This window comes from Vibrio sp. BS-M-Sm-2, from assembly GCF_041504345.1.
GTDB classification, from domain to species: Bacteria; Pseudomonadota; Gammaproteobacteria; order Enterobacterales; family Vibrionaceae; genus Vibrio; species Vibrio satsumensis.
In genome coordinates this window covers 255,669-276,291 of record NZ_CP167895.1, presented here as the reverse complement: position 1 = coordinate 276,291, position 20,623 = coordinate 255,669, and the positions used below count along the sequence as shown (strand labels likewise).

The window sequence follows — 20,623 nt, the reverse complement described above, 5'->3', positions numbered from 1 at the left end:
ATGCTTCCTAAGCTATTTATTGCGCCCTAAGCGGTCTATATAAACCGAGCCTTAAGCCGTTTCTGATTGAGCATCGACCGAGGTCGGAGCGGTTTCAGTGACTTCCTGTATTGCCATCAGAATACGTTCTGGCGTTGCAGGTGTGTTGAGCTTAGGAATCGCGCCATCGACGGCGACATAGCTGATTGCGTCTTTCAGTGCGCTCCATACTGACATACCCAACATGAAAGGCGGTTCACCCACGGCTTTCGAGTTGAAGACGGTGTCTTCTGGGTTGTTACGGTTTTCTAAAAGATGCGTTCTGAAATCAATTGGCATATCAGCAATCGCCGGGATCTTGTAACTCGCAGGACCATTGGTCATCAAGCGGCCTTGCTGGTTCCAAACCAACTCTTCCGTCGTTAACCAACCGACACCTTGCACAAAGCCACCTTCGACTTGGCCGATATCAATCGCAGGGTTCAGTGAAGCGCCCACGTCATGCAAAATATCGACGCGCAGGATCTTGTTTTCGCCCGTTAGGGTATCAACGATAACCTCTGAACAAGATGCGCCGTATGCGTAGTAGTAGAACGGGCGACCGCGTGCTTTTTCGTGATCGTAGAAGATCTTCGGCGTGCGGTAGAAGCCTGTGCTCGACAGCGAAATTTGATTAAACCAAGCCAGTTCAACAAATGAGTTGAAGGTCATGATCTCATCGCGGATCTGCACCATACCGTTCTTGAATATGACTTCTTCAGGCCACACTTTGAAGTGTGAAGAAGCAAAGTCGATCAAGCGCTGCTTAATGGTTATTGCGGCGTTTTGCGCGGCCTTACCGTTGAGGTCGGCGCCCGATGAGGCTGCGGTTGGTGATGTGTTCGGAACTTTGTCTGTGTTTGTAGCGGTGATCTGGATACGTTCGACATCGACTTGGAACTCCTGTGCAACGATTTGTGCCACTTTGATGTTCAAGCCTTGCCCCATTTCCGTACCACCGTGATTCAAATGAATACTGCCATCGGTGTAGATATGGATGAGCGCACCTGCTTGGTTCAAGAAAGTCGCAGTAAACGAGATACCGAATTTCACTGGTGTGATCGCTAGGCCTTTCTTCAAGATAGGGCTTTGCTTGTTGAACTCGGCAATTTCTTTACGACGTGCGTGGTAGTCACTGCTGCGCTCAAGCTGTTCGGTTATCTCAGGTAAAAAGTTGTCTTCAACGGTTTGGTAGTAGTGGGTCACGTTACGGCCTTCTTCGCCGTAGTAGTTTGCCTTACGTACTTCCAAGGGATCTTTTTTCAGGTAACGCGCAATCTCGTCCATGATGTGTTCGATGGTCATCATGCCTTGCGGACCACCAAAGCCACGATACGCGGTATTCGATGCTGTGTTGGTTTTGCATCGGTGACCGACCACAGTTGCATCACCTAGATAATAGGCGTTGTCTGAGTGGAACATCGCGCGGTCGACGATAGAGCTTGATAAGTCAGGTGAGTAGCCACAGTTACCTGCAACGGTAATATCAGCACCTTGAATCACACCATTGTCGTCAAAACCGACGGTATATTGGTTGTAGAACGGGTGGCGTTTACCTGTTTGCTGCATGTCTTCACTACGCAGCAAACGCATTTTTGTTGGTCGACCGGTTAGGCTCGCGATAACCGCTGCCATACAAGCTGGAGAGGCCGCTTGAGTCTCTTTACCACCGAAGCCACCACCCATACGACGCATATCAATCACGACTTTGTGCATCGGTACACCAATCACTTCCGCAACCAGTTTTTGTACTTCGGTCGGGTTTTGGGTCGAGGTATACACGATCATGCCGCCATCTTCGGTTGGCATCACGCTACTGATTTGAGTTTCTAGGTAGAAGTGTTCTTGGCCGCCGATCTCTAGATCACCAGAGATCACGTGTTTCGCTTTTGCTAATGCTGCTTTAGAGTCACCACGCTGTTGAGTGTGGCTCTCTGTGACGAAGTGTTCTTTCTCTAGCGCTTCTTTGACATCAAGGATGGCGGGTAGCTCTTCGTATTCAATGATCGCAGCGTGTGCGGCTTTACGTGCGGTTTCTAAATCGTTAGCTGCCACGGCAATCACAGGTTGACCGTAGTATTCCACTTTGCCATCAGCAAGCAGTGGGTCACCCGGAAGAATTGCACCGATATCCAGTTCGCCCGGTACGTCTTTGGCTTGAATGGCAATCGCCACACCTTCGAATTCGTAACACGGTGACAGGTCTATTTTAGTGATGTTGGCGTGTGCTTGAGTGCTCAGGCGTGCGTAAACGTGCAGCTGATTTGGGAACTCTAGGCGGTCATCAATGTACACCGCTTCGCCCGTGACTTGCTTGGCTGCACTGTCGTGTTTAACGCTTTTACCTACGCCAGTTTTTAGGTCTTGTTTTGCAATGGTAACCATCTCTTCGTGGGTCATCGCATGCTCGTGTGATTTAGACATAAGACGTTACCCTTGTTTCGATTTGGTTGTTTTTGTTTTGTTGTTCAATGAAGTAGCGACGCAGCATGTTGGCCGCCGACAATGAACGGTACTCTTGGCTTGCACGGAAATCAGAGAGCGGTTCAAAGTCGTTATACAGTTCCTGCATCGCTAACTTAATATTAGCGTCTGTCCACGGTTTGCCTAATAACGTATTTTCACAACGCGCCGCGCGCTTAGGTGTTGCAGCCATACCGCCAAAGGCGATACGAGCGTAAGAAACCTTGCCGTCTTCGATTTGAATATCAAACGCACCACATACCGCAGAGATGTCATCGTCTAAACGTTTAGACAGTTTATAAGCTCGGAAACTGTCGTTAGTTGGTTTAGGAATGATGATCTGTTCAATGAATTCACTTTCTTTTTGAGCCGTCACCTTGTAGCTAATGAAGTAATCTTCGATCGGCATGGTACGTGACTCATCACCACAACGAAGTTTGATCTTCGCGTTCAGGGCAATCAGCAGAGGAGGAGTGTCACCGATAGGCGAGGCATTCGCCACGTTACCGCCGATGGTGCCTTGGTTACGCACTTGCAGTGAAGCAAAGCGATGCAACAGTTCACCAAAATCTGGGTAGTGTTTTTTCAGTAGCGCGTAAGAATCACTGATCGGCAGGTTAGCGCCAATGATTAAATCGGTGTCGGTCTCTTTACATACCTTCATGTCTTCAACAAGGTTTACGCTTATCAGTGTTTCAATCTCGCGATGGAATTGCGTCACTTCCAGAGCTAAATCCGTACCGCCAGCAACCAGCTTAGCGTTCGGGTGGGCTTGAAAAAGCTTGGCCAGCTCATCGGTACTTTTCGGGGAAAAAGCGGTGAGGTGACCAAGGCGTAAGTTGGCCTCGGTGTCTTGAATGCTTTCTAATTTCTTGATGGTGTTGCGTTCAAGTTCAGCAAATTGGTCTATCAAAGGTTGGTCTGTTGAAAGCGACATCGCAGCATCAACAATTGGGCGGTAGCCAGTACAGCGACATAGGTTACCCGCCAGTGATTCCATGACGTCTTCTTTGCTCGCATCGGGTTTGTTCTTACCTAGCGCAAACATCGACATGATGAAGCCCGGAGTGCAGTAACCACACTGTGAACCGTGAAAATCAACCACTGCTTTTTGCACTGGGTGCAGAGAGCGGTCTTTGTTTTGCAAATCTTCTACCGTGATCAGTTGCTTACCATGCAGCGCTGATACAAACGTTAGGCAAGAATTCACCGAACGGTATTGCAGTTGCCCATCAACTACTTCACCTAGAACGACCGTACATGCGCCGCAGTCGCCTGAACCGCATCCCTCTTTTGTACCTGTCTTATTGATCTTGGTACGAAGGTAGTTGAGCACTGTCATGTTAGGTGACAGATTGTCTTCACGTCTTATTTCCTGATTGAGCAAAAAAGTAATCAAGAGACCTCCTTGTATATCGACATATTTCCATGTGTATTCTTTTTGACTTCTAGGTCAATAATTATCCATCCTGACCCCGTGGTCAACTATTTATTTACAAAAATGCAACAAAGAGGCGTTAATTGAAATTGTATACAATAAATTATCGACTATATTTAGTTGTTTTATAAAGGGTTGTCCGAAGTATCAATCAGTTTGATGGTGTGAATGAATTGATAGTGATGTATACAAAATGACGGCAGGGTTTGTGGGGTAGGCGGGAAATGCATTATTGAGGCAAAGTTAACGGTTTAGGCCTGTTTTGATGGGGCTTTAAGGATAAGTGGTATCGATTTTTGTACCGAGTTAGAGAAGGTGGGGCATAAAAAAGAGAAGTGAGCACAGGCGCTCACTTCTCTCTATTTGTTAACAGGTGGTTGCTAATGTTTGTGCGGTAATGTTCTTAGCATCGCTATATCGTTGCTACGGCTATGATTTGCTCTTGAGCAGATCAGAGAACACCACGTGTAGGTCGCTAGAAGCTGTGCTGCTGTCTAAATTGAGCTTTGAACGGATGTGGCTTAAGTGTTCTTGCATCAACTCTACCGCTTGCTCTTCATTGCCTGATTCAATCGCATCAAGTAACCCTGAGTGCTCATCTAAAGAACAGTTTGAATGATTACCTGTTTCGTATTGAGCGATCAGCAGTGAAGTTTGTGACACTAAACTGCGCTGGAAGGCAAGAAGTGGTGCGTTTTCTGCCATTTCAGCCAGTTTGATGTGGAACTCACCAGACAGTCGTAAGCCAGAACCGTAATCGCCTTGGTCAAAGGCGCAATTCTCTTTCGCTACTAATTTTCTACATTCTTCGATTTGAGCTTTGGTCGCGTTTTTCACTGCTAGTTCGGTGATAGCGATTTCCATCACTTCACGCGCTTTAAATATCTGTTTGGCTTCGTCTACCGTTGGCGCAGCAATCATTGCCCCTCGGTTTGGACGGATCACCACAACTTGTTCTAAAGATAGACGTAGCAAGGCACGACGGATGATGGTGCGGCTAACGCTAAAGATTTCTGCTAGCGCTTCTTCGCTTAATTTGGTGGCTGGTGGCAGCCTTTGTTCTAATATCGCGTCGAAGATATGGCAGTAAACAACATCGTCTTGAGTCTGGCCTGTTACTTTCGTTTTTACACCTTTGGAGACAGAATTTTTGAGAGCTGTCATAGAGATAAGGGCCCTTGTTTAGTCGAGTTGGGTAAGTCGAGAATAATTCATGAGAGTTACTCTATATTGTATACATTTATCTATACAATGCCACCGGATGAAAGTGCGATGCACGCTTATTTGTTAATGACTTATAACATTTAGTTTGCAGTGAACTGTGTGCAATCTAGAGCTTTAAGTCATTCGCCCTAAAACTAGACGCGATTATCACCGCAGCTATACGCAACGATCTGGCTTATTTCGCTCAGGCTACGGCCTGATTGTTGTTGCCATTCGTTGAAGGCTTTACCTGCCGCCAGTTGTGCTCGCTTGGTGTTACGACCGCTATCGATAACATCTGTACTACGCAGGTGCGCTTCAACGTCAGAAGACAAGATAAAGGTGTCTTTGCCCATTTGACGTAAGGTGTAGGCGCCCGTGTTACCGCCTAAACGCTTGCCGTGCTTTTTCAGGTAATCCCAAAGCTCGGTGATGCGCTCTGATGGCCACTCGGCAACCATTTGCGAAAATGAATCGGCTTCACGCTTGGCATTGTGGATCATGGTGGCGTTAGCTGGGATGGTCATCACCTTAGTGAGGTGACGAATAATACGCGGGTCTTGTGCTTTTTGTTCCCACATCTCGTTCGGCAGCATCAGCATTTTTTCGATATTGAATTCAAAGAACACTTCTTCAAATTGCGGCCACTTCTTTCTCACCACATTCCATGAAATACCACACTGGAATACCTTTTCGGTAAAGGCAGCGAGCCAACGATCGTCGGTGATTTGTGATAGCTCGGCTTGTGAAAGGGGCGCACGAACAATTTTTTCGAGTTCGGCCGCTCCGCCTTTGCGGTGAGCTGCACGTTGGTAAATAGTATCGAATTTTTCTTGGGTCATGAAGGTTCCAAATTACATCTGTGTATCTTGAGTATGTAGCCAATGCTTAATGATATGGGGTCAAATCTAGTAATTAAAACGAACTAGCAGAGCTTTAATTCCATCTGATACAAGGGCCACGTTTTGCCATTGAACTCTTTGACGCTCGGCTCTTTGTCGACCACCTGAAAGCCGGCTTTGTCGTAGCAACGTTTTGCTCCGATATTCTGCTGAAATACCGCCAAGCTGATGGTGGTGACATCAGGGATTTGTTTCGCGGCGTCTAATGCACTTTCTATCATTGATTGCCCAAGCCCTTTGCCTCGTTGGTTTGGGTGAATCGCAACTCGGCAGAAACGAAGTTCACTGTCTGACATACGTTGAAACTCCATAAAACCGAGCAAGTCATTAGCATTCGAGTTAGTGCTAGATGTGGAGAATGTGTAAAGCTCGACATGGGGCTCTTGAGAACGTTCGATGATAGAGGCGGCTTTTAACGGCCAACCAAATGTTCTCCCTCCCCATAGAACGTAGTCTTCTAAGGATGTAAACCAAGTGATGATCTCTTCAGCGTCGGATGCTTTAAAGCGGTTTATTTCCATATCCTTCTCTCTTCTTTATCGCTTGTCTCTTTTTATAAGCCGTTAAACTTCTGCGCCCAACTGTTCCAGAAAACCGCGCATGTAGTCGGTGCGCTTGTTGGCTTCTAATTTGGCGGATTCTGTATTCATGGTTTCAGCCAGCTTGAACAGTTTTACGTAGAAATGGTCGACGCTGTAATGCTTATCATCCAAGTCACGCTGCTTGGCGAACGGGTCTTCGTGGTTATAGAGTTCAGCGTTAAAGCTTTGACCAACGTATAGGCAGCGAGCAATGCCAATCGCACCGAGAGAATCTAGGCGATCAGCATCTTGAACAATCTGTGCTTCCAAGGTCTCTGGTGTGATGTTGGCACTGTAACTGTGAGTGACAATGGCATGATGGATCTCATCAAGATAGGACGCAGGATATTCGATAGATTTGAGATAAGAGATGGCTTTGTCTGCTGCCATTTGTGAGCTTTGAGCGCGGTCTGGGTGGTTCTTGGGAAAGGTGAAGCAATCATGAAGGTAAGCGGCGGGCACCACGACTTCAAGCTTAGCTTGTTCTTGAGTACATAAAGCCTTGGCAGTTTTGACTACGCGCTTAATATGGCTGATGTCGTGCGCGGCATCTTGTGTCATTTCTTGTTTTGCAAAATCAAGCAGTTGGCTTTCAAATTTTTCTATCACGCGTCCCTTTCTCCATTATCAATATTGCTTATCGATCAGTGTCGTTTCATATCGACTTTAACAGTTTCAAGCGCGAGTTTTTATCTTTTATAAAAGGAATACCCACAAAAAAACCGACTCTGTGAGTCGGCTTAATAGAAAGGTTATTCTGTGTTGATTAAAGCGTTATCAACGGTAATAAGAGCCTAAGCTGCAGCTTGTTGAAGCTGCGCTAACACATGATGCAGAGAAGGGCTGATCGTGTGACCAAGCGCTTTTACTTCTTCGCAAGGCTCAACCAAATCAGGGATCTGGAAGCTGATCATGTTGGCTGCCATTGATGCGCGAATACCGTTGTTTGAGTCTTCAAACGCTAGGCAGGTTTCAGGGGCAACACCTAGGCGTTCTGCCGCTAGCAGGTAGATCTCTGGGTGAGGTTTACCGTTGGTCACTTCACAGCCTGTGCTTAGTGAGGTGAAGTAAGAATCTAGGCCAGCCAGCTCAAGCTTCTTTTTAGCGATATCAAGCTGAGTTGAGGTCGCAACCGCGATTGGAATGTCGTTTGATTTCAGCCATTCAAGAAGTTCAATCACGCCATCTTTAACTGGGATAGCCTGGTGCTTAACAATCGCACTGTAGCGAGTGCGCCATTCATTGTTCAATGCTGGGTAATCTAACCCTTCGCCGTAGCCATTTCTAAAGATCTGTTCGATGGTTTTTGCGTTACAGCCAATGATGCCTAGGTAAACATCCTGCAAAAACGGAACACCTTGCGCGTGACATGCTTCTTCAAAAACCTGCATACAAAGTCGCTCGGTGTCGAGCAACAGTCCATCCATATCAAAAATAGCAGCTTGGAAATTCATATCCGTGGTTCTTTCTGTGTTGTCGTGGTGAGGGCGAGTATTTTGACATAGTGTCTAGTGATAGGCGAGTCAACGTTCAGTAAGAATATATCCAATCGGCTCGGCAATATGCTTCTGAATGACTTCAAATGTGATTGATTGTGGTTGAAATAATATCGTTCAGTTATGAGCCTGATATTTTATAGGCCATCCAGATCTAACAGAAACAATTATGACTATTCCACATAACAAATCTAGCTTGTGCGTCTGGCTTCTTATTACATTTCATAAACTTACAGGCGTGTTAGCGTGACCATAATCTTATAAAAAACAATTCGCGGAAGCCTGCAATCATAGTGTGACCAAGCAAAAAGTAAATGGTGGAACTTACGGACAAAATAGAATTAGTCCACATTTTTAGCAGGGTTGCTTATGTTGTATTTTGAGTTTCTATTTTTACTTGTCGTTCTCTATATCGGTTCTCGATATGGTGGTATTGGTTTAGGGGTTGTTTCTGGTATTGGCTTGGTTATCGAGGTGTTTGTCTTCAAGATGCCACCAACGTCTCCACCTGTCACCGTAATGCTGATTATCCTCGCCGTGGTAACCTGTGCTTCGATCCTCGAAGCGGCTGGTGGCTTGAAATACATGCTGCAAGTCGCGGAAAGGGTACTGAGAAAGAACCCGAAACGCGTCACCTTGATAGCACCGTTCGTGACTTACTCGATGACTTTCTTATTGGGTACTGGCCACGCGGTTTACTCCATCATGCCGATCATCGGTGATGTGGCATTGAAAAATGGCATCCGTCCTGAACGCCCAATGGCGGCTGCATCGGTGGCGTCTCAGCTAGCAATTACGGCATCTCCAATTTCTGCTGCTGTGGTCTATTACCTCGCTCAACTTTCAGATATCCAACACTCGATTACTCTGCTTTCTATTCTTATGGTGACGGTGCCTGCAACGCTGTTCGGCACACTTTTGCTTTCTTTGTATAGCTTGAAACGCGGTAAAGAACTGAACGACGATCCTGAATACCAAGCGCGTCTAAAAGATCCTGAGTGGAAAAAACGCATCGAGAGCACTACTGCGACTTCTTTGGATGAAGTACTGCCAACTTCGGCTCGTAATGCGGTATTGATTTTCCTATTGTCGATTGTGGTGATTGTTATCGTGGCGATGGTGCCAGAGATCAGAACAATCGTAGACGGCGACAAGCCAATCAAGATGTCGGTGATCATCCAAATGATGATGCTCTGCTTCGGCGGTATCATCTTGCTGGCAACCAAAACCGACCCGCGTGATGTACCAAATGGTGTGGTATTCAAATCAGGTATGGTGGCAGCGATTGCTATCTTCGGTATCGCTTGGATGTCAGATACTTACTTCCAATACGCAATGCCTCAGTTTAAATCTGGCATCGTGGAAATGGTGACCAACTACCCATGGACGTTTGCACTAGCGCTATTCATCGTATCGGTTGTAGTGAATTCTCAAGCGGCTACTGCACGTATGATGTTACCTGTTGGCCTCGGTCTAGGTTTAGACCCAGCCTTGCTTATCGGCTTGATGCCAGCAGTGTACGGTTACTTCTTCATCCCGAACTACCCATCAGATATCGCAACAGTGAACTTCGATGTGTCAGGCACCACCAAGATTGGTAAGTGGTACTTCAACCACTCATTCATGTCGGTTGGTTTGATCGGTGTGGTCGGCGCATGTTGCTTAGGCTACGCACTGGCACAGATTTTTATCGCTTAATGTATTAGCTAAGTAAGAAACTAAAAACAGCGCCTGAATTGGCGCTGTTTTTAGTTGTGATTAAGGAGGTGTCGTCAGTCGTTTTGATATTTATGACTCTTAAAGAACAGGTGGGTTAACTGAGTTTTGAAGTATCGATGATCTGAGAGGACATTAAAAAAGGCCACTCAATAGGGGGGTGAGTGACCTTCAGGAGTTTAGGTTGGGTTTTTAGCAGGAGTATAAATTCCCATCGACTAGAACGGAATTTGGTTCGCCGTTTTTATCAAGAATTGTTGCAGATGCTCGGTATCCTACTTTTAGGTAGCCTAGCTCATTTTCAAGATTCATCGCATGGGCTGGGTTAGTGCTAGCCATTTGGTAAGCGTGTTCTGGGCTAACGCCCCAATCAATAAGGTTTTTTACGGACTGAGCCATGGTGATATGCGCGCCTGCGAGGTTGCCTGCTTCGTTAACTAACTTACCATCTTTGACTCGAATCTTTTGGCCATCAAGAATGAAGCTTTCATCAGGGTTTCCTACTGATGCCATTGCATCGGTAACCAGCACCATTTTATTTTTGGGCTTGAGTTTGATAGCCATTAACAAGTTTTGTGGGTGAACGTGAATACCATCAGCAATGTAAGATGCCCAACAATCATCATCACTTAGTGCGATACCGACTGCGCCAAGTTCACGACCAGTTTGTGATGACATCGCGTTATATAGATGGGTAAAACCATGGATGTTCTTACGCTTACCAATCAGATCTAGCTCGGTAAGGTTGGTATGTCCTGCTGCAATGATGCAACCCTTATCTGATAGCCATTTGATGGATGCTGAGTCCACTTGCTCAGGCGCTAAAGTGATGAAGTTAATGCCTTGCGTTAGCCACGGAAAAGCGTCCAACTGTTCAATGCTCGGGCTGTAGAAGTTATTTTCATCGTGAGCCCCCTTTTTTACAGGATTTAACCATGGACCTTCTAAGTGAATGCCTAGCAAACCATCAACTTTTTTCTCTATCCCTTGCTCAATTGCGTTTAGCGCCGCTGTCATAGCGGATGGCTTTTCGCTCACTAGGGTAGGTAATAGATACGCAGTGCCGCCTTTGCGGTGTGCTTTTATGATGGTTTCAATCGTGGGAACGGATTGAGCATCATTGAGCATCATGCCACCACCGCCGTTGACTTGAATATCGATAAAGCCTGGGGTAATGATAGCGTCACCGTAACTAATCAAATCGACACTTGAATCGAGTTTGTCGATTGGGGTTATTTCGAGGATCCCGGTGTGATCAAACACTAAAGCGTGTTGCTCTAGATAGCGTTCACCGTCAAATAATGTGCGTGCGGTAATGGCTTTCAACATGATGCTATCCTTTTCTTATTTCGCTATTTTTGCACTAGCGGCTGCGTCGAGGTACCACGATGTTGCAACTTCTAGACGCGTTAGTGCGGAGCCAACAGTCACTGAAAGCGCACCGGCTTGGATTGCTTGTTTGCATAGTTCTGGAGAGTTGAATCTTCCTTCTGCCATAGTGAGATAGCCTGCTTGAGCAAACTTGGTAACCAGTTCAAAGTCTGGCTCTTCTGGAGTTGTTTCACCAGTGTAGCCAGAAAGCGTAGAACCGATCAATTCAATGCCTTGGGAATGCGCCCAGAAGCCGTCTGCAAACTCGGCACAATCGGCCATACCAATACAACAAGATTGAACAATAGCTTGCGCAATGACTTGGCGGGTTTCCGGTCTAACTCGATCGGTCGCATCGAAAGCAATAATCGCTGCACCGGCTGCTTCTAGTGCTTTCACATCATCAACAAAGGGTGTGATACGCACCGGGCTGTCAGGTAAATCTCTCTTTACGATGCCAATGATAGGGATGGATACGGCTTTCGCCACAGCAGCAACGCGTTCAGCACTTTCTATTCTTAACGCTGGTGCACCTGCCATTTCTGCGGCCTTTGCCATAGCAACAACAAACTCAGTGGTGTCGAGTGGACTTCCTTCAACTGGTTGGATAGAAACGACAATAGTGTCGGCCAGTGTTTTGGCTATTTTAGTGATATCCCAGTTCTTCATTACTCGCCTCTTAATATGATCTTTATTCTTCAGAACTTATTTATGAGGCAGTTATACTACTGAAAATAATCTTCATCCACAGTGAAGATTATATTTTTTATACCGATCACATATTTTCTTCATGGTGTTTGAAGAAAATTTTTATTGTGTTGATAATTGACTCGATTAAGGGGAGCTGCATAGCGGTTTAAATACAATTTTAATAAATCAAAGGGTTTGGAGGGTACATGAACGGTATCTTTTCTGTACTACAAAAGATCGGTCGGGCATTTATGTTGCCCATTGCTGTTTTGCCAATGGCGGGTATTTTACTTGGGGTTGGTGGGGCATTTACGAGTGGGCCACTCATTGAAACTTATAATCTGACCTTCTTAGCTCCAGGAACGCTTGCCAATCAGTTTTTGGTACTCTGTTTCCAAGCGGGTCTATTCGTGTTTGTAAACCTACCATTGCTATTTGCAGTTGGCGTTGCGATTGGTATGGCGAATAATAATAAAGAAACAGCGGCACTCTCCGCAGTACTTGGCTTCTTATTATTTCACACAGTGATTGGTGCAGTACTTGGTTTCCAGGGATTCTCACCAGAGACTACCAGTATTGAGGGGCTTATTGCGGCTGGCGCCAATGCGGATGAAGCGGTGGGTTTAGCCTCTCTGTATACCAAAGAGCTTGGCATATTTACCCTACAAACAGGTGTTTTTGGCGGTATTACGTGTGGCCTACTATCGGCGTTTATCACTAACCGTTTCTCAAACGTGACACTACCTGATTATTTGGCGTTCTTTAGCGGAAACCGCTTAGTACCCGTCATGACAATGGTGTTCTTTATTCCGTTAGCATTTGTGTTCCCATTCATCTGGCCACCAATTTTTAAATCTATCGTTTTTGCAGGTGAAGCCTTCTCTGCAATGGGGTACATCGGTACTTTCTTCTACGGTTCATTGATGCGTCTATTGAACGTATTTGGTCTCCATCATGCGATTTACCCATTGTTCTGGTATACCGAATTAGGTGGCGTACAAGAAGTTGCCGGTGAAATGGTCGCTGGTGGCCAAAAGATTTTCTTTGCTCAGCTCGCTGATCCAGCGACGGTACATTTTAGCTCTGAAGCAACACGCACAATGACCGGTGGCTTCTTACCAATGATGTTTGGCCTGCCTGCCGCAGCTTTAGCTATGTACCGCTGTGCAGACGATAAGAATAAAGCCAAAGTAAAAGGTATCTTGTTCTCAGCTGCGTTAACGTCGTTCCTGACAGGTATTACTGAGCCACTAGAGTTTACTTTCTTGTTTGTTGCACCAGCATTGTACGCGGTACACGCAGTGCTAGAAGGCATCGCTTACATGTTGATGCACATGCTGGACGTCGCGGTTGGCATTACTTTCTCTCGCGGTATCATCGACTTTACCTTCTTTGGTCTGTTACAAGGAACAGCGAAGACATCGTATCAATGGATTCTGATCCTTGGCCCGATTTACTCTGTGATTTACTACTTTGTGTTCAGCTTTATGATTCGCAAGTTCAATTATTCAACACCGGGCCGTAACGATGCTGAGAGCAAACTTTACACACGTAAAGACTATAGCGGTAAAGAAGGTGGGCTGATTGATGACATCGTGACGAATTTAGGTGGTAAAGAGAACATTGCTTCGATTGACGCTTGTATCACTCGCCTGCGAATTACTGTGAAAGACAGTGAGTTACCTGCCAGTGATGAGGTTTGGAAATCGTTGGATGCCAAAGGAGTGATTCGCTCCGGCAATGGTATTCAGTTGATTTACGGAACTCAGGCTGAAACCTATAAGAATCAGATAATCGAAAAATATCAGTTATAACAATTAATTGAGATAAGAGCCTAGCAATCGCTAGGTTCTTGTTGTTTGGAAATTACGTTATACTCACTGCGTTAGTTATGGAATCAAGAGCACTATGAACGCACAATCTCAAGTCAATTTACTCTCTCGCCTTCGCTATGGCATGGAAGGTTACAGCCCTAAATTAAAGAAAGTGGCTGATTTTATTGTATCTAACGCTGATAGCGCTCAATACCTAACCATTACAGAGTTAGCAAGAGATACTACGACAAGTGAAGCGACCGTGATTCGCTTGTGTCGAGACTTGGGCTTTAAAGGTTACTCTGACTTTCGAATGGGATTGGCAATTGAGCTAAGCCAGCCGCGATCACAGAAAGCAAATGAACCCCTTAATGAGAATGCAGATCGAATTGACAGCGCGACCCAAAGTGCGATTACCAGCCTGCAAGACACCAGTACACTGATAGATAGAAAGCAGATTGATCGTATTTGTCAGATGATTCATGAAGCCGACAATATTCATTGTGTCGGTGTTGGGGCATCGAGCATTGTTGGTCGTTACTTATCTTTTCGCTTAACTCGAATAGGTAAATGCTCGACCATGTTTGAAGACACTCATATTGCAGCGATGCGTGCCGTTAAGTCGAAAACAAGTGATCTGTGGTTTGCGATTTCAAGCTCGGGTTCAACGAAAGATGTGGTGTATGCCGTGACAAGAGCGAAGAGCCAACAGTCTCCAGTTGTGAGCTTAACTAACATTCGCCATAGCCCATTATCAGTGACTTCTGATGAAGTGTTGGTTGCCGCTAGACCAGAAGGCCCTTTAACTGGCGGTGCATTCGCATCAAAAGTAAGTGCATTGCTTTTGGTCGACGTCTTGATTAATCAGTTGGTGGCTGAGTACGAAGAGTACGCAGAATCGGTAAAAGACACCGCTGAAGTAACCATGGCGTTTATGGTTTGAGTACTGAATTTATTGGATACTCGATTTGATTTTGAAAAACAGCGCTTATTCGGCGCTGTTTTTGTATCCACTGTTTAACGAGCCTGATTTGTATCAGCGACCAATCTTAACGTGGCTCAAAAGCCAAAGACTGAATTGCTTCTTCGACAGTCAGGAAGTGGATCTTCATCAGGCATACTTCTGCTTTCTGGAACTCGTGATTTCGAATCAGTTTGGTCACGTTTTCAACTGAATACTGCTCAGCTCGTTTAGCTAGAGACAGTTGATTTGATCTTGATTCAAGTGAGTAGCTGTCGCCTTCAGAATCGATGAGGTAATCATCTTCGCCCAAGATCATATCTGAGCATTCTGCCTGAAATTCTTTTTCGGATGCGACGTAAATAAGTTCATCATCACCGTCGAGTTTTACTAAAGATGGCCAACTGATCATTACTGCCTCTAAATCATGTGTGTTGAAGTTTGTGTCGACTATAAACAGTTTTGAACCTTGGATCACCTATTGTCCTGACTGTTCAAAACGTTACTTACTTAAAGACCGCCCTAATGGTGCAAAATAGCCTTGCATCGCATTGTAGATTTCCTCTCTATGAGCGAGGTCGGGGTACAGAGGGAACATATCTGGTTTGGTTGTGCCATCAACTAGGTAACTGTTTTCGATATCTGAGCAGGATTCAATCGCAGATTCAAAAGCGCGCGCCATCATCTCTGTTGGTAACGAGAAATAACGAGCAGATGTCGCTTTGTCGGCAATAACACTGCGCGCAACGTAGTCGTGCTTATCCAGGTTGTTGTCACTGAGTAGTGTGGCATCGAACAGAGACATCAAACTCTCGTTTAATGGGTGAGGTCGCACCTTTCTATCGTGTAACCAACAGTTGCTAGCGAACAAGATGTGTTTTCGAGGACCTGAGGTGTCACCAATCTCAAACGCTTTTTCGGCAATATAGTGGTCAAACGCATGCCAAAACTCGTGGGCGAGTGCACCAGCACCAGCGTTCTTGGCAAGGGCTAATTCTCGTTGGTTCGGTGCGTAGTGTGCTTGCACGCCTTTTCTGCCACCACTGCCAAACGCTAAGCCTAATGTGCCGCGCAGGCCAATGGCTTCTGGCGGCAGAGCCAAGATGTAAGCCAAGTCTGCAAGCGAGTCGAATATCAGATTCGCAGCCAGCTCTTTCTCTTCTTTGGTTACCCAAGCACCCACGCGAATACTGCCCATACCAAAGGTCTGCTTGATGTCCATGAAAGACACCTGATCACCATGGCGATAGTCTGGGCCTTTGCGAGTCTTGTATTTAAAGTGGGTTAACTTCAAAAGAGTCCTTGGAAATGGTGGTAGATGCAGTTTAGAACTGTTGTGTGCGCATTAGGTTAAGCTTAGAAAGTTAACACCTTTGTGACTAAATTACCGAACAAAATGAGTTAGGTTGTGTTCGAAAGCCTCCCATGAGGTTGGGGTACCTTCGTGGGTCAGCGGAAACAGAGACTTATTTGGCTTGGCGTAACTCAATCGGTGAAGCCTTTGCGTGACGTGGTAGCTATCGAGCCCTGAAATCGTGACTAAATCTAGCGCTTCTAAATCAAGGTAGCCATCCGGCATCACGGCACGCTTGGGTGCTTGAATCGTAATAACCTCTCCAATCAGCATCTGGGTTTGATTACTCTCTATTGATATCTGTTCTTTCAAAACCAGCCCTATCTTGAGTGCACTTTCTAATACAAACGGCGCGGGAAACATGTCGTCATAATAAGGGGTGAGCCCAACGGCTTTGAATTCGGATGCCGACTTTGGATAACGAGCCGAGGTTTGATGCGCTTTTTGAACAAAGTCAGCGCCAATGCTGTTGATGGTGAAGTGTTTGGTTTCGAGAATGTTGTCCAAGGTGTGGCGACGGCTCTCTGCTGGCCGAACTATGAAGCCAAACAAAGGTGGGTTTGACCCTAGATGAACCACAGAGCTCACCACAGCAAGATTTTCTAGCCCTTGTTTATCACACGTACCAATCAGGTTTGCGCTCTTGAACCCCGATAAGGAGTTAATTAAGCGAGCGCGCTCTCGCTGATCCATCGTTTGTATATCTTGTCTTGAAAGGGTCATGTCCTTCATATCTTCTCTTCTTCTCATTTTTGTTTTCGACGATTTGTTTACTAACCAAATTATATTTACGCGGAAGCCCCCTCTAACGATCAGCTGAGCGTGTGCCTTTGCATAGATTTACGTATGTTGACGTCGCTTTACATCACGCAAGCTAAAGTAATGATGTCGTCTTTATGAGTGTTAAAAAATGAAAACAGTCCGCAATATCCTCTGGGCAATGATTGCCATAATGTCAGCCTTTTGGTTTGCGATGGAACCGCAACTCTTCGCTTCAAGCAACGTATTTGAATGGCGCTCCGCCATGATTCAGTACTCGGGTATTTTGTCTCTGATGTTAATGTCCATCACCATGATCTTGGCGATGCGTTTGCCTATGGTTGAGAATTGGCTCAACGGCATGGATAAAGCGTATCGAGTCCACAAATGGTTGGGTATCGGTGGCGTAGCTCTGGGTGTGACACACTGGTTGTGGTACCAGATCCCTAAGTGGCTAGTGATGTCTGGAGTGTTGGCTAAGCCTGTTCGCCATGATGGTTCCGGCCCGGCAAGAACTTTGTCTGGTTGGGAAGCGTGGGTCAATGGGCTACACGGTTTCGCTGAAAATATTGGCGAGTGGGGTTTCTATCTATTGCTTGTTTTACTGGTGGCGTCGTTGTGGGCGGCAGTGAAATACAAACCGTTTAAATTGTCACATCGCTTGATGTCTGTCGCGTATCTGTTGATCGCGTTTCACTCGGTATTACTGCTCAAACATGCCTATTGGGGCCAGCCTATTTATTACCTAACTGTGACTTTTGCTTTGGTTGGGTCTATCGCGGCGATTTACAGTTTGTTTGGTTTTGTAGGGCGTCGTAATCGTCACTCTGCTGCTGTTTCTTCCACTCGATATTTTCCACAAGCCGAAGTGATGGAGTTGGTGCTAAAGCCCGATACATCTTGGCGAGGACACAAAGCAGGGCAGTTTGCGTACTTGCGCTTCGGCAATGAAGACCCGCACCCGTTTACCATTGTTTCGGGCAGCGAAGATTCAGAACTGCGCTTCTTGATTAAAGAGTTGGGTGACTTTACTAATGGTCTTTATGAACGAGTAAATGCGGGCGATGCGGTTACGGTGGAAGGGCCTTATGGTCGACTTGAGTTTGACTTAAGTAAGCCACAAATTTGGATTGCGGGTGGTGTCGGGATAGCGTCATTTTTTGCAACGCTTGAAGCGCTCAAAACAGAGAAGACTCACTCTCACATCGAGCTGTTCTATTGTACTCGTGGTGTCGATGAGCATTTAGTGGATGAGTTATGGCACCTTGCACATCAAGTTGGAGTGAATTTGAACGTGATAGACACCTTGCATTCACCTCGATTAAACGCTGAACGCATTGCTCATCAGTGTGGTGATTTAAACGATTATGAACTGTATTTCTGCGGGCCAGAGCTGTTCTCAACATCGCTTAAAAAAGAACTCGATGCGTGCAAGTTCAATGTTGACCAGAATTATCACGAAGAGCTGTTTGTGATGCGTTAAAAAGACCGAATGAGGTATCAATAGCGTCAAGTTTGGCTCTTCGTTGCGGTGTTGGGGGAGCTGTCTGATTTGGCGTTATTGATACTTAACTACAAGCTCTAATTAAAAAGGCAAAAGTTACTCAATTTTTTATTGCAGCGGTTTGCTATTGAGCGATACCATGTACGGCTGTTTTATTGGTAAAGATTGCAAAATGTCAGATGAAAAGCTCGCGCTAGAGTGGATGCGTCAACAAGCGCATAGAATTGATCCATATGTTATAAATCCATCATTTGATGAGTGTGTCGAACTGCTTGAACCTGCTTTCAAAAAAGGGAAAAGTGTCGCGCAGCTAAAATATCTATTATCAGAAGCCGATCGCCGAGCTGGCGCTGCCGAGCGTAAACATGCCGCCTTAAAGTTCGCCAAAGAAAAAAGCCCGAAGGCAGGCCAAAACCTTCGTCTGCAAAGCAAGCTTCAGCAAGTTCAGTTAGCGCTAAAGCTAGCAACTGGCGACAACAACATGACCATATCGCAGTTTTGTTCTGAATATGATGTTAGCAAGCGGGACGGTAACGTAGCGTGGAATGAAAAGCTGGTTGAGCAGAACAAGAAGAAGTGATTTCCGCAATGCCTTATGCTTTTTGAAGTGATAAATGATAAATGATAAATGATAAATGATAAATGATAAGGCTTCATCGCTCAAATACCAATTTCAAACCCTACCAATAAATGCCGTTCAACTGTGTTTTAAAAGCCTGAAAAGCGTCTTCTCTTCTCAGGCTTTGCTAACGGCTAGTCACTCATCTTTTCCGTCTTAACCGTAAATCACTGCTAAAAGTATCGATTAGCGAATTTCATATATTACGGTCGAATGTTATTGAAACTGACCTTCTGCGTTCCATCAACTTGACTCTCCAACTCCACCACATCACCTTGATAATAGTAAGGTTCCATTGGCATCTTGCTGTTGGTTGGCCTTGCGTAGTGCAATACCGCGGGTTGGTCCTCAACTTGCTGCGCGTACAAATAACCAATCAACGCGTGCTCAAATTGATGGTAGCCGTTGCCCCAATGAAAAGCCTTAGTACGCTTAGGTTCAAGCCCTACGCCACCGTATTTGTGGTCAACCCACACATCATGAAAGGTTGGCAGGGTGTATTGCAGAACTTCTTTCATTGAACCATCAACAAGCGATACCGTCATTGCGGCTTGATCGAGCTCTGCCCATTCCCATGATGACGCCCAATTAGTGTTTGGCTTGCTTTGCCACCCAGTAATCTCTTGTCCTTTCCACGTATTCTGAAGTTCCTCGCCAAAATATTGGGAGACGTTCACGAACTCTTTCTGGTATTGAGCTTGCTCTAAGGTGTGTTTCATCCCTTGGATGCCAAATTGCGACCATTCAGAGTTATTCAATGTTTGGCCTGTCAGATAAGTCATCCAATACGCTTTGATGGTGTGCCCAAAATCGTTGTGATTGGCGTTCGGCATCATGGCTGCTTTGCTGTGAATGGCACCGTAGAAGCGTTGTTCATCTTCAGAGTGGTAGTGCTCAACCATGGTTTTTGTCAGCCAATTCAGATCATCAAGCCATTTCGATTTGATAGGCTCTTTTAGCAGGGGTGCTACTAACAGCATGTAGCCGTTAATCTGGTCAAGCTGTGCAACCAACTCCCGCTGAGTGGCTTTGCCATCTACGCCGTCAGTAAGTACCCACGCTAGGCCGCTGTTGTCGTTAAGTCGATATTTATTAAAGATAAATGCTTGTTGGGCAATGAGCGCTTCCTCTACCTGCTTGTCTTGGGTTAGGTAGTAGTACATTGCCAATCCAACTAGTGCATACGCTTGATCTTGAGCCGTTCGCTGTTGCCACTCAAGCCCAGATTTCCCACCTTTGGTAAAGCTGATGAAACCGCCATTTTGTTTATCTTCTAAGTGTTCAATAAGGTAGTAAGCCCCTTGCTTAGCGAGCGCTAATGCCTGCTTATCACCAGTCAGGTGGTATAGCACGCCATATGCGTAGGTTTGGCGTGATTTCATCCGAGTGAACTCTTTGCCAAAGTGTGGCGTGATCCAGCCTCTGTTCAATTCAGGACAAACATTAGTCACATCAAGCAATGTTCCATCATCACAACGAAAAGTAGGGAAGTTGCCTATCGGTTCGCCCTGAGCGCTCGGCATCATCCAATAAGGCGCAAGCCCTTCAGAAGCATGATTGATCCAGTCTTGTCCAGAGGGAGGGGTGACGTTGGCAGATACAGCTAAGCTTGTGACACTGAGGAATGCGATAGAGGTTCGTAACATGATGTTTATCTTAACGAATTGGATTTTGTTGAATATAAACAATCAGGTCTGCACATTGTGGTTCGGTGATCACAGTCGACAAAATTAT

18 protein-coding genes are annotated in these 20,623 nt (G+C 45.7%); 5 read left to right on the top strand and 13 right to left on the bottom strand.

Going from position 1 to position 20,623, the window contains the following annotated elements:
• Window positions 1-51 precede the first annotated feature (51 nt).
• The 7 genes from xdhB to AB8613_RS17360 all read right to left on the bottom strand — a co-directional run bounded on the left by xdhB (window position 52) and on the right by AB8613_RS17360 (window position 8,059).
• Window positions 52-2,442, bottom strand: coding sequence for a xanthine dehydrogenase molybdopterin binding subunit (gene xdhB, locus AB8613_RS17390; protein WP_372385357.1), 2,391 nt, complete (start codon window positions 2,440-2,442; stop codon window positions 52-54).
• Complete coding sequence (gene xdhA / locus AB8613_RS17385; protein ID WP_372385356.1) at window positions 2,435-3,880, bottom strand: xanthine dehydrogenase small subunit; 1,446 nt, start codon at window positions 3,878-3,880, stop codon at window positions 2,435-2,437. The genes xdhB and xdhA overlap by 8 nt, the downstream gene beginning before the upstream one ends.
• A 468-nt stretch (window positions 3,881-4,348) precedes the next feature.
• Window positions 4,349-5,083 (bottom strand): GntR family transcriptional regulator, encoded by a 735-nt coding sequence (locus tag AB8613_RS17380; protein ID WP_146490283.1) that lies wholly within the window; start codon window positions 5,081-5,083, stop codon window positions 4,349-4,351.
• A gap of 194 nt (window positions 5,084-5,277) precedes the next feature.
• Window positions 5,278-5,964 carry a DNA-3-methyladenine glycosylase I gene (locus AB8613_RS17375; protein WP_146490284.1) on the bottom strand — a complete coding sequence of 229 codons (687 nt, stop codon included), beginning with the start codon at window positions 5,962-5,964 and terminating at the stop codon, window positions 5,278-5,280.
• An 83-nt stretch (window positions 5,965-6,047) separates the two neighbouring features.
• Entirely contained in the window at window positions 6,048-6,545 is a 498-nt protein-coding gene (locus AB8613_RS17370) for an N-acetyltransferase (RefSeq protein WP_333911923.1), read from the bottom strand.
• A 42-nt stretch (window positions 6,546-6,587) separates the two neighbouring features.
• Entirely contained in the window at window positions 6,588-7,214 is a 627-nt protein-coding gene (locus tag AB8613_RS17365) for an HD domain-containing protein (RefSeq protein WP_372385354.1), read from the bottom strand.
• Window positions 7,215-7,399: 185 nt separating this feature from the next.
• A complete protein-coding gene (locus AB8613_RS17360) occupies window positions 7,400-8,059 on the bottom strand; it encodes an HAD family phosphatase (protein ID WP_061021371.1) in 660 nt (219 codons plus the stop codon).
• Window positions 8,060-8,470: 411 nt separating this feature from the next.
• Here AB8613_RS17360 and AB8613_RS17355 point away from each other — a divergent pair, with 411 nt between their 5' ends.
• Window positions 8,471-9,799, top strand: a complete 1,329-nt coding sequence (locus AB8613_RS17355) for an anaerobic C4-dicarboxylate transporter (RefSeq protein ID WP_004732879.1) — start codon at window positions 8,471-8,473, stop codon at window positions 9,797-9,799.
• A 210-nt stretch (window positions 9,800-10,009) separates the two neighbouring features.
• Here the strand turns inward: AB8613_RS17355 and nagA are convergent, their stop codons facing one another.
• Together nagA and AB8613_RS17345 are read right to left on the bottom strand one after the other, a co-directional pair.
• Window positions 10,010-11,146: an N-acetylglucosamine-6-phosphate deacetylase gene (gene nagA / locus AB8613_RS17350; protein WP_146490287.1), complete on the bottom strand. Its 1,137-nt coding sequence runs from the start codon at window positions 11,144-11,146 to the stop codon at window positions 10,010-10,012.
• Window positions 11,147-11,161: 15 nt separating this feature from the next.
• A complete protein-coding gene (locus tag AB8613_RS17345) occupies window positions 11,162-11,857 on the bottom strand; it encodes an N-acetylmannosamine-6-phosphate 2-epimerase (RefSeq protein WP_146490288.1) in 696 nt (231 codons plus the stop codon).
• Window positions 11,858-12,084: 227 nt separating this feature from the next.
• On the opposite strand from AB8613_RS17345, the gene AB8613_RS17340 reads away from it, so the two are divergent.
• The gene (locus AB8613_RS17340; RefSeq protein ID WP_146490289.1) at window positions 12,085-13,692 is read left to right on the top strand and encodes a PTS transporter subunit EIIC; all 1,608 of its coding nucleotides are present in this window, start codon (window positions 12,085-12,087) and stop codon (window positions 13,690-13,692) included.
• Window positions 13,693-13,786: 94 nt separating this feature from the next.
• The gene (locus AB8613_RS17335; protein WP_372385353.1) at window positions 13,787-14,635 is read left to right on the top strand and encodes a MurR/RpiR family transcriptional regulator; all 849 of its coding nucleotides are present in this window, start codon (window positions 13,787-13,789) and stop codon (window positions 14,633-14,635) included.
• 106 nt (window positions 14,636-14,741) lie between these two features.
• Here AB8613_RS17335 and AB8613_RS17330 read toward each other — a convergent pair whose 3' ends face one another.
• The 3 genes from AB8613_RS17330 to AB8613_RS17320 all read right to left on the bottom strand — a co-directional run bounded on the left by AB8613_RS17330 (window position 14,742) and on the right by AB8613_RS17320 (window position 16,739).
• On the bottom strand, window positions 14,742-15,065 hold the full coding sequence (locus AB8613_RS17330) for a DUF4144 domain-containing protein (protein WP_372385352.1): 324 nt from the start codon (window positions 15,063-15,065) through the stop codon (window positions 14,742-14,744).
• Window positions 15,066-15,155: 90 nt separating this feature from the next.
• Window positions 15,156-15,947 (bottom strand): CLCA_X family protein, encoded by a 792-nt coding sequence (locus AB8613_RS17325; protein ID WP_372385351.1) that lies wholly within the window; start codon window positions 15,945-15,947, stop codon window positions 15,156-15,158.
• Between the two features lie 90 nt (window positions 15,948-16,037).
• Window positions 16,038-16,739 (bottom strand): flavin reductase family protein, encoded by a 702-nt coding sequence (locus AB8613_RS17320; protein ID WP_372385350.1) that lies wholly within the window; start codon window positions 16,737-16,739, stop codon window positions 16,038-16,040.
• Window positions 16,740-16,917: 178 nt separating this feature from the next.
• Here AB8613_RS17320 and AB8613_RS17315 point away from each other — a divergent pair, with 178 nt between their 5' ends.
• Both AB8613_RS17315 and AB8613_RS17310 read left to right on the top strand, forming a co-directional pair.
• Window positions 16,918-18,249, top strand: coding sequence for a ferric reductase-like transmembrane domain-containing protein (locus AB8613_RS17315; RefSeq protein WP_285954747.1), 1,332 nt, complete (start codon window positions 16,918-16,920; stop codon window positions 18,247-18,249).
• Between the two features lie 193 nt (window positions 18,250-18,442).
• On the top strand, window positions 18,443-18,850 hold the full coding sequence (locus AB8613_RS17310; RefSeq protein WP_065206759.1) for a hypothetical protein: 408 nt from the start codon (window positions 18,443-18,445) through the stop codon (window positions 18,848-18,850).
• Window positions 18,851-19,092: 242 nt separating this feature from the next.
• Here AB8613_RS17310 and AB8613_RS17305 read toward each other — a convergent pair whose 3' ends face one another.
• Window positions 19,093-20,535: an N-acylglucosamine 2-epimerase gene (locus tag AB8613_RS17305; protein WP_372385348.1), complete on the bottom strand. Its 1,443-nt coding sequence runs from the start codon at window positions 20,533-20,535 to the stop codon at window positions 19,093-19,095.
• Window positions 20,536-20,623 lie beyond the last annotated feature (88 nt).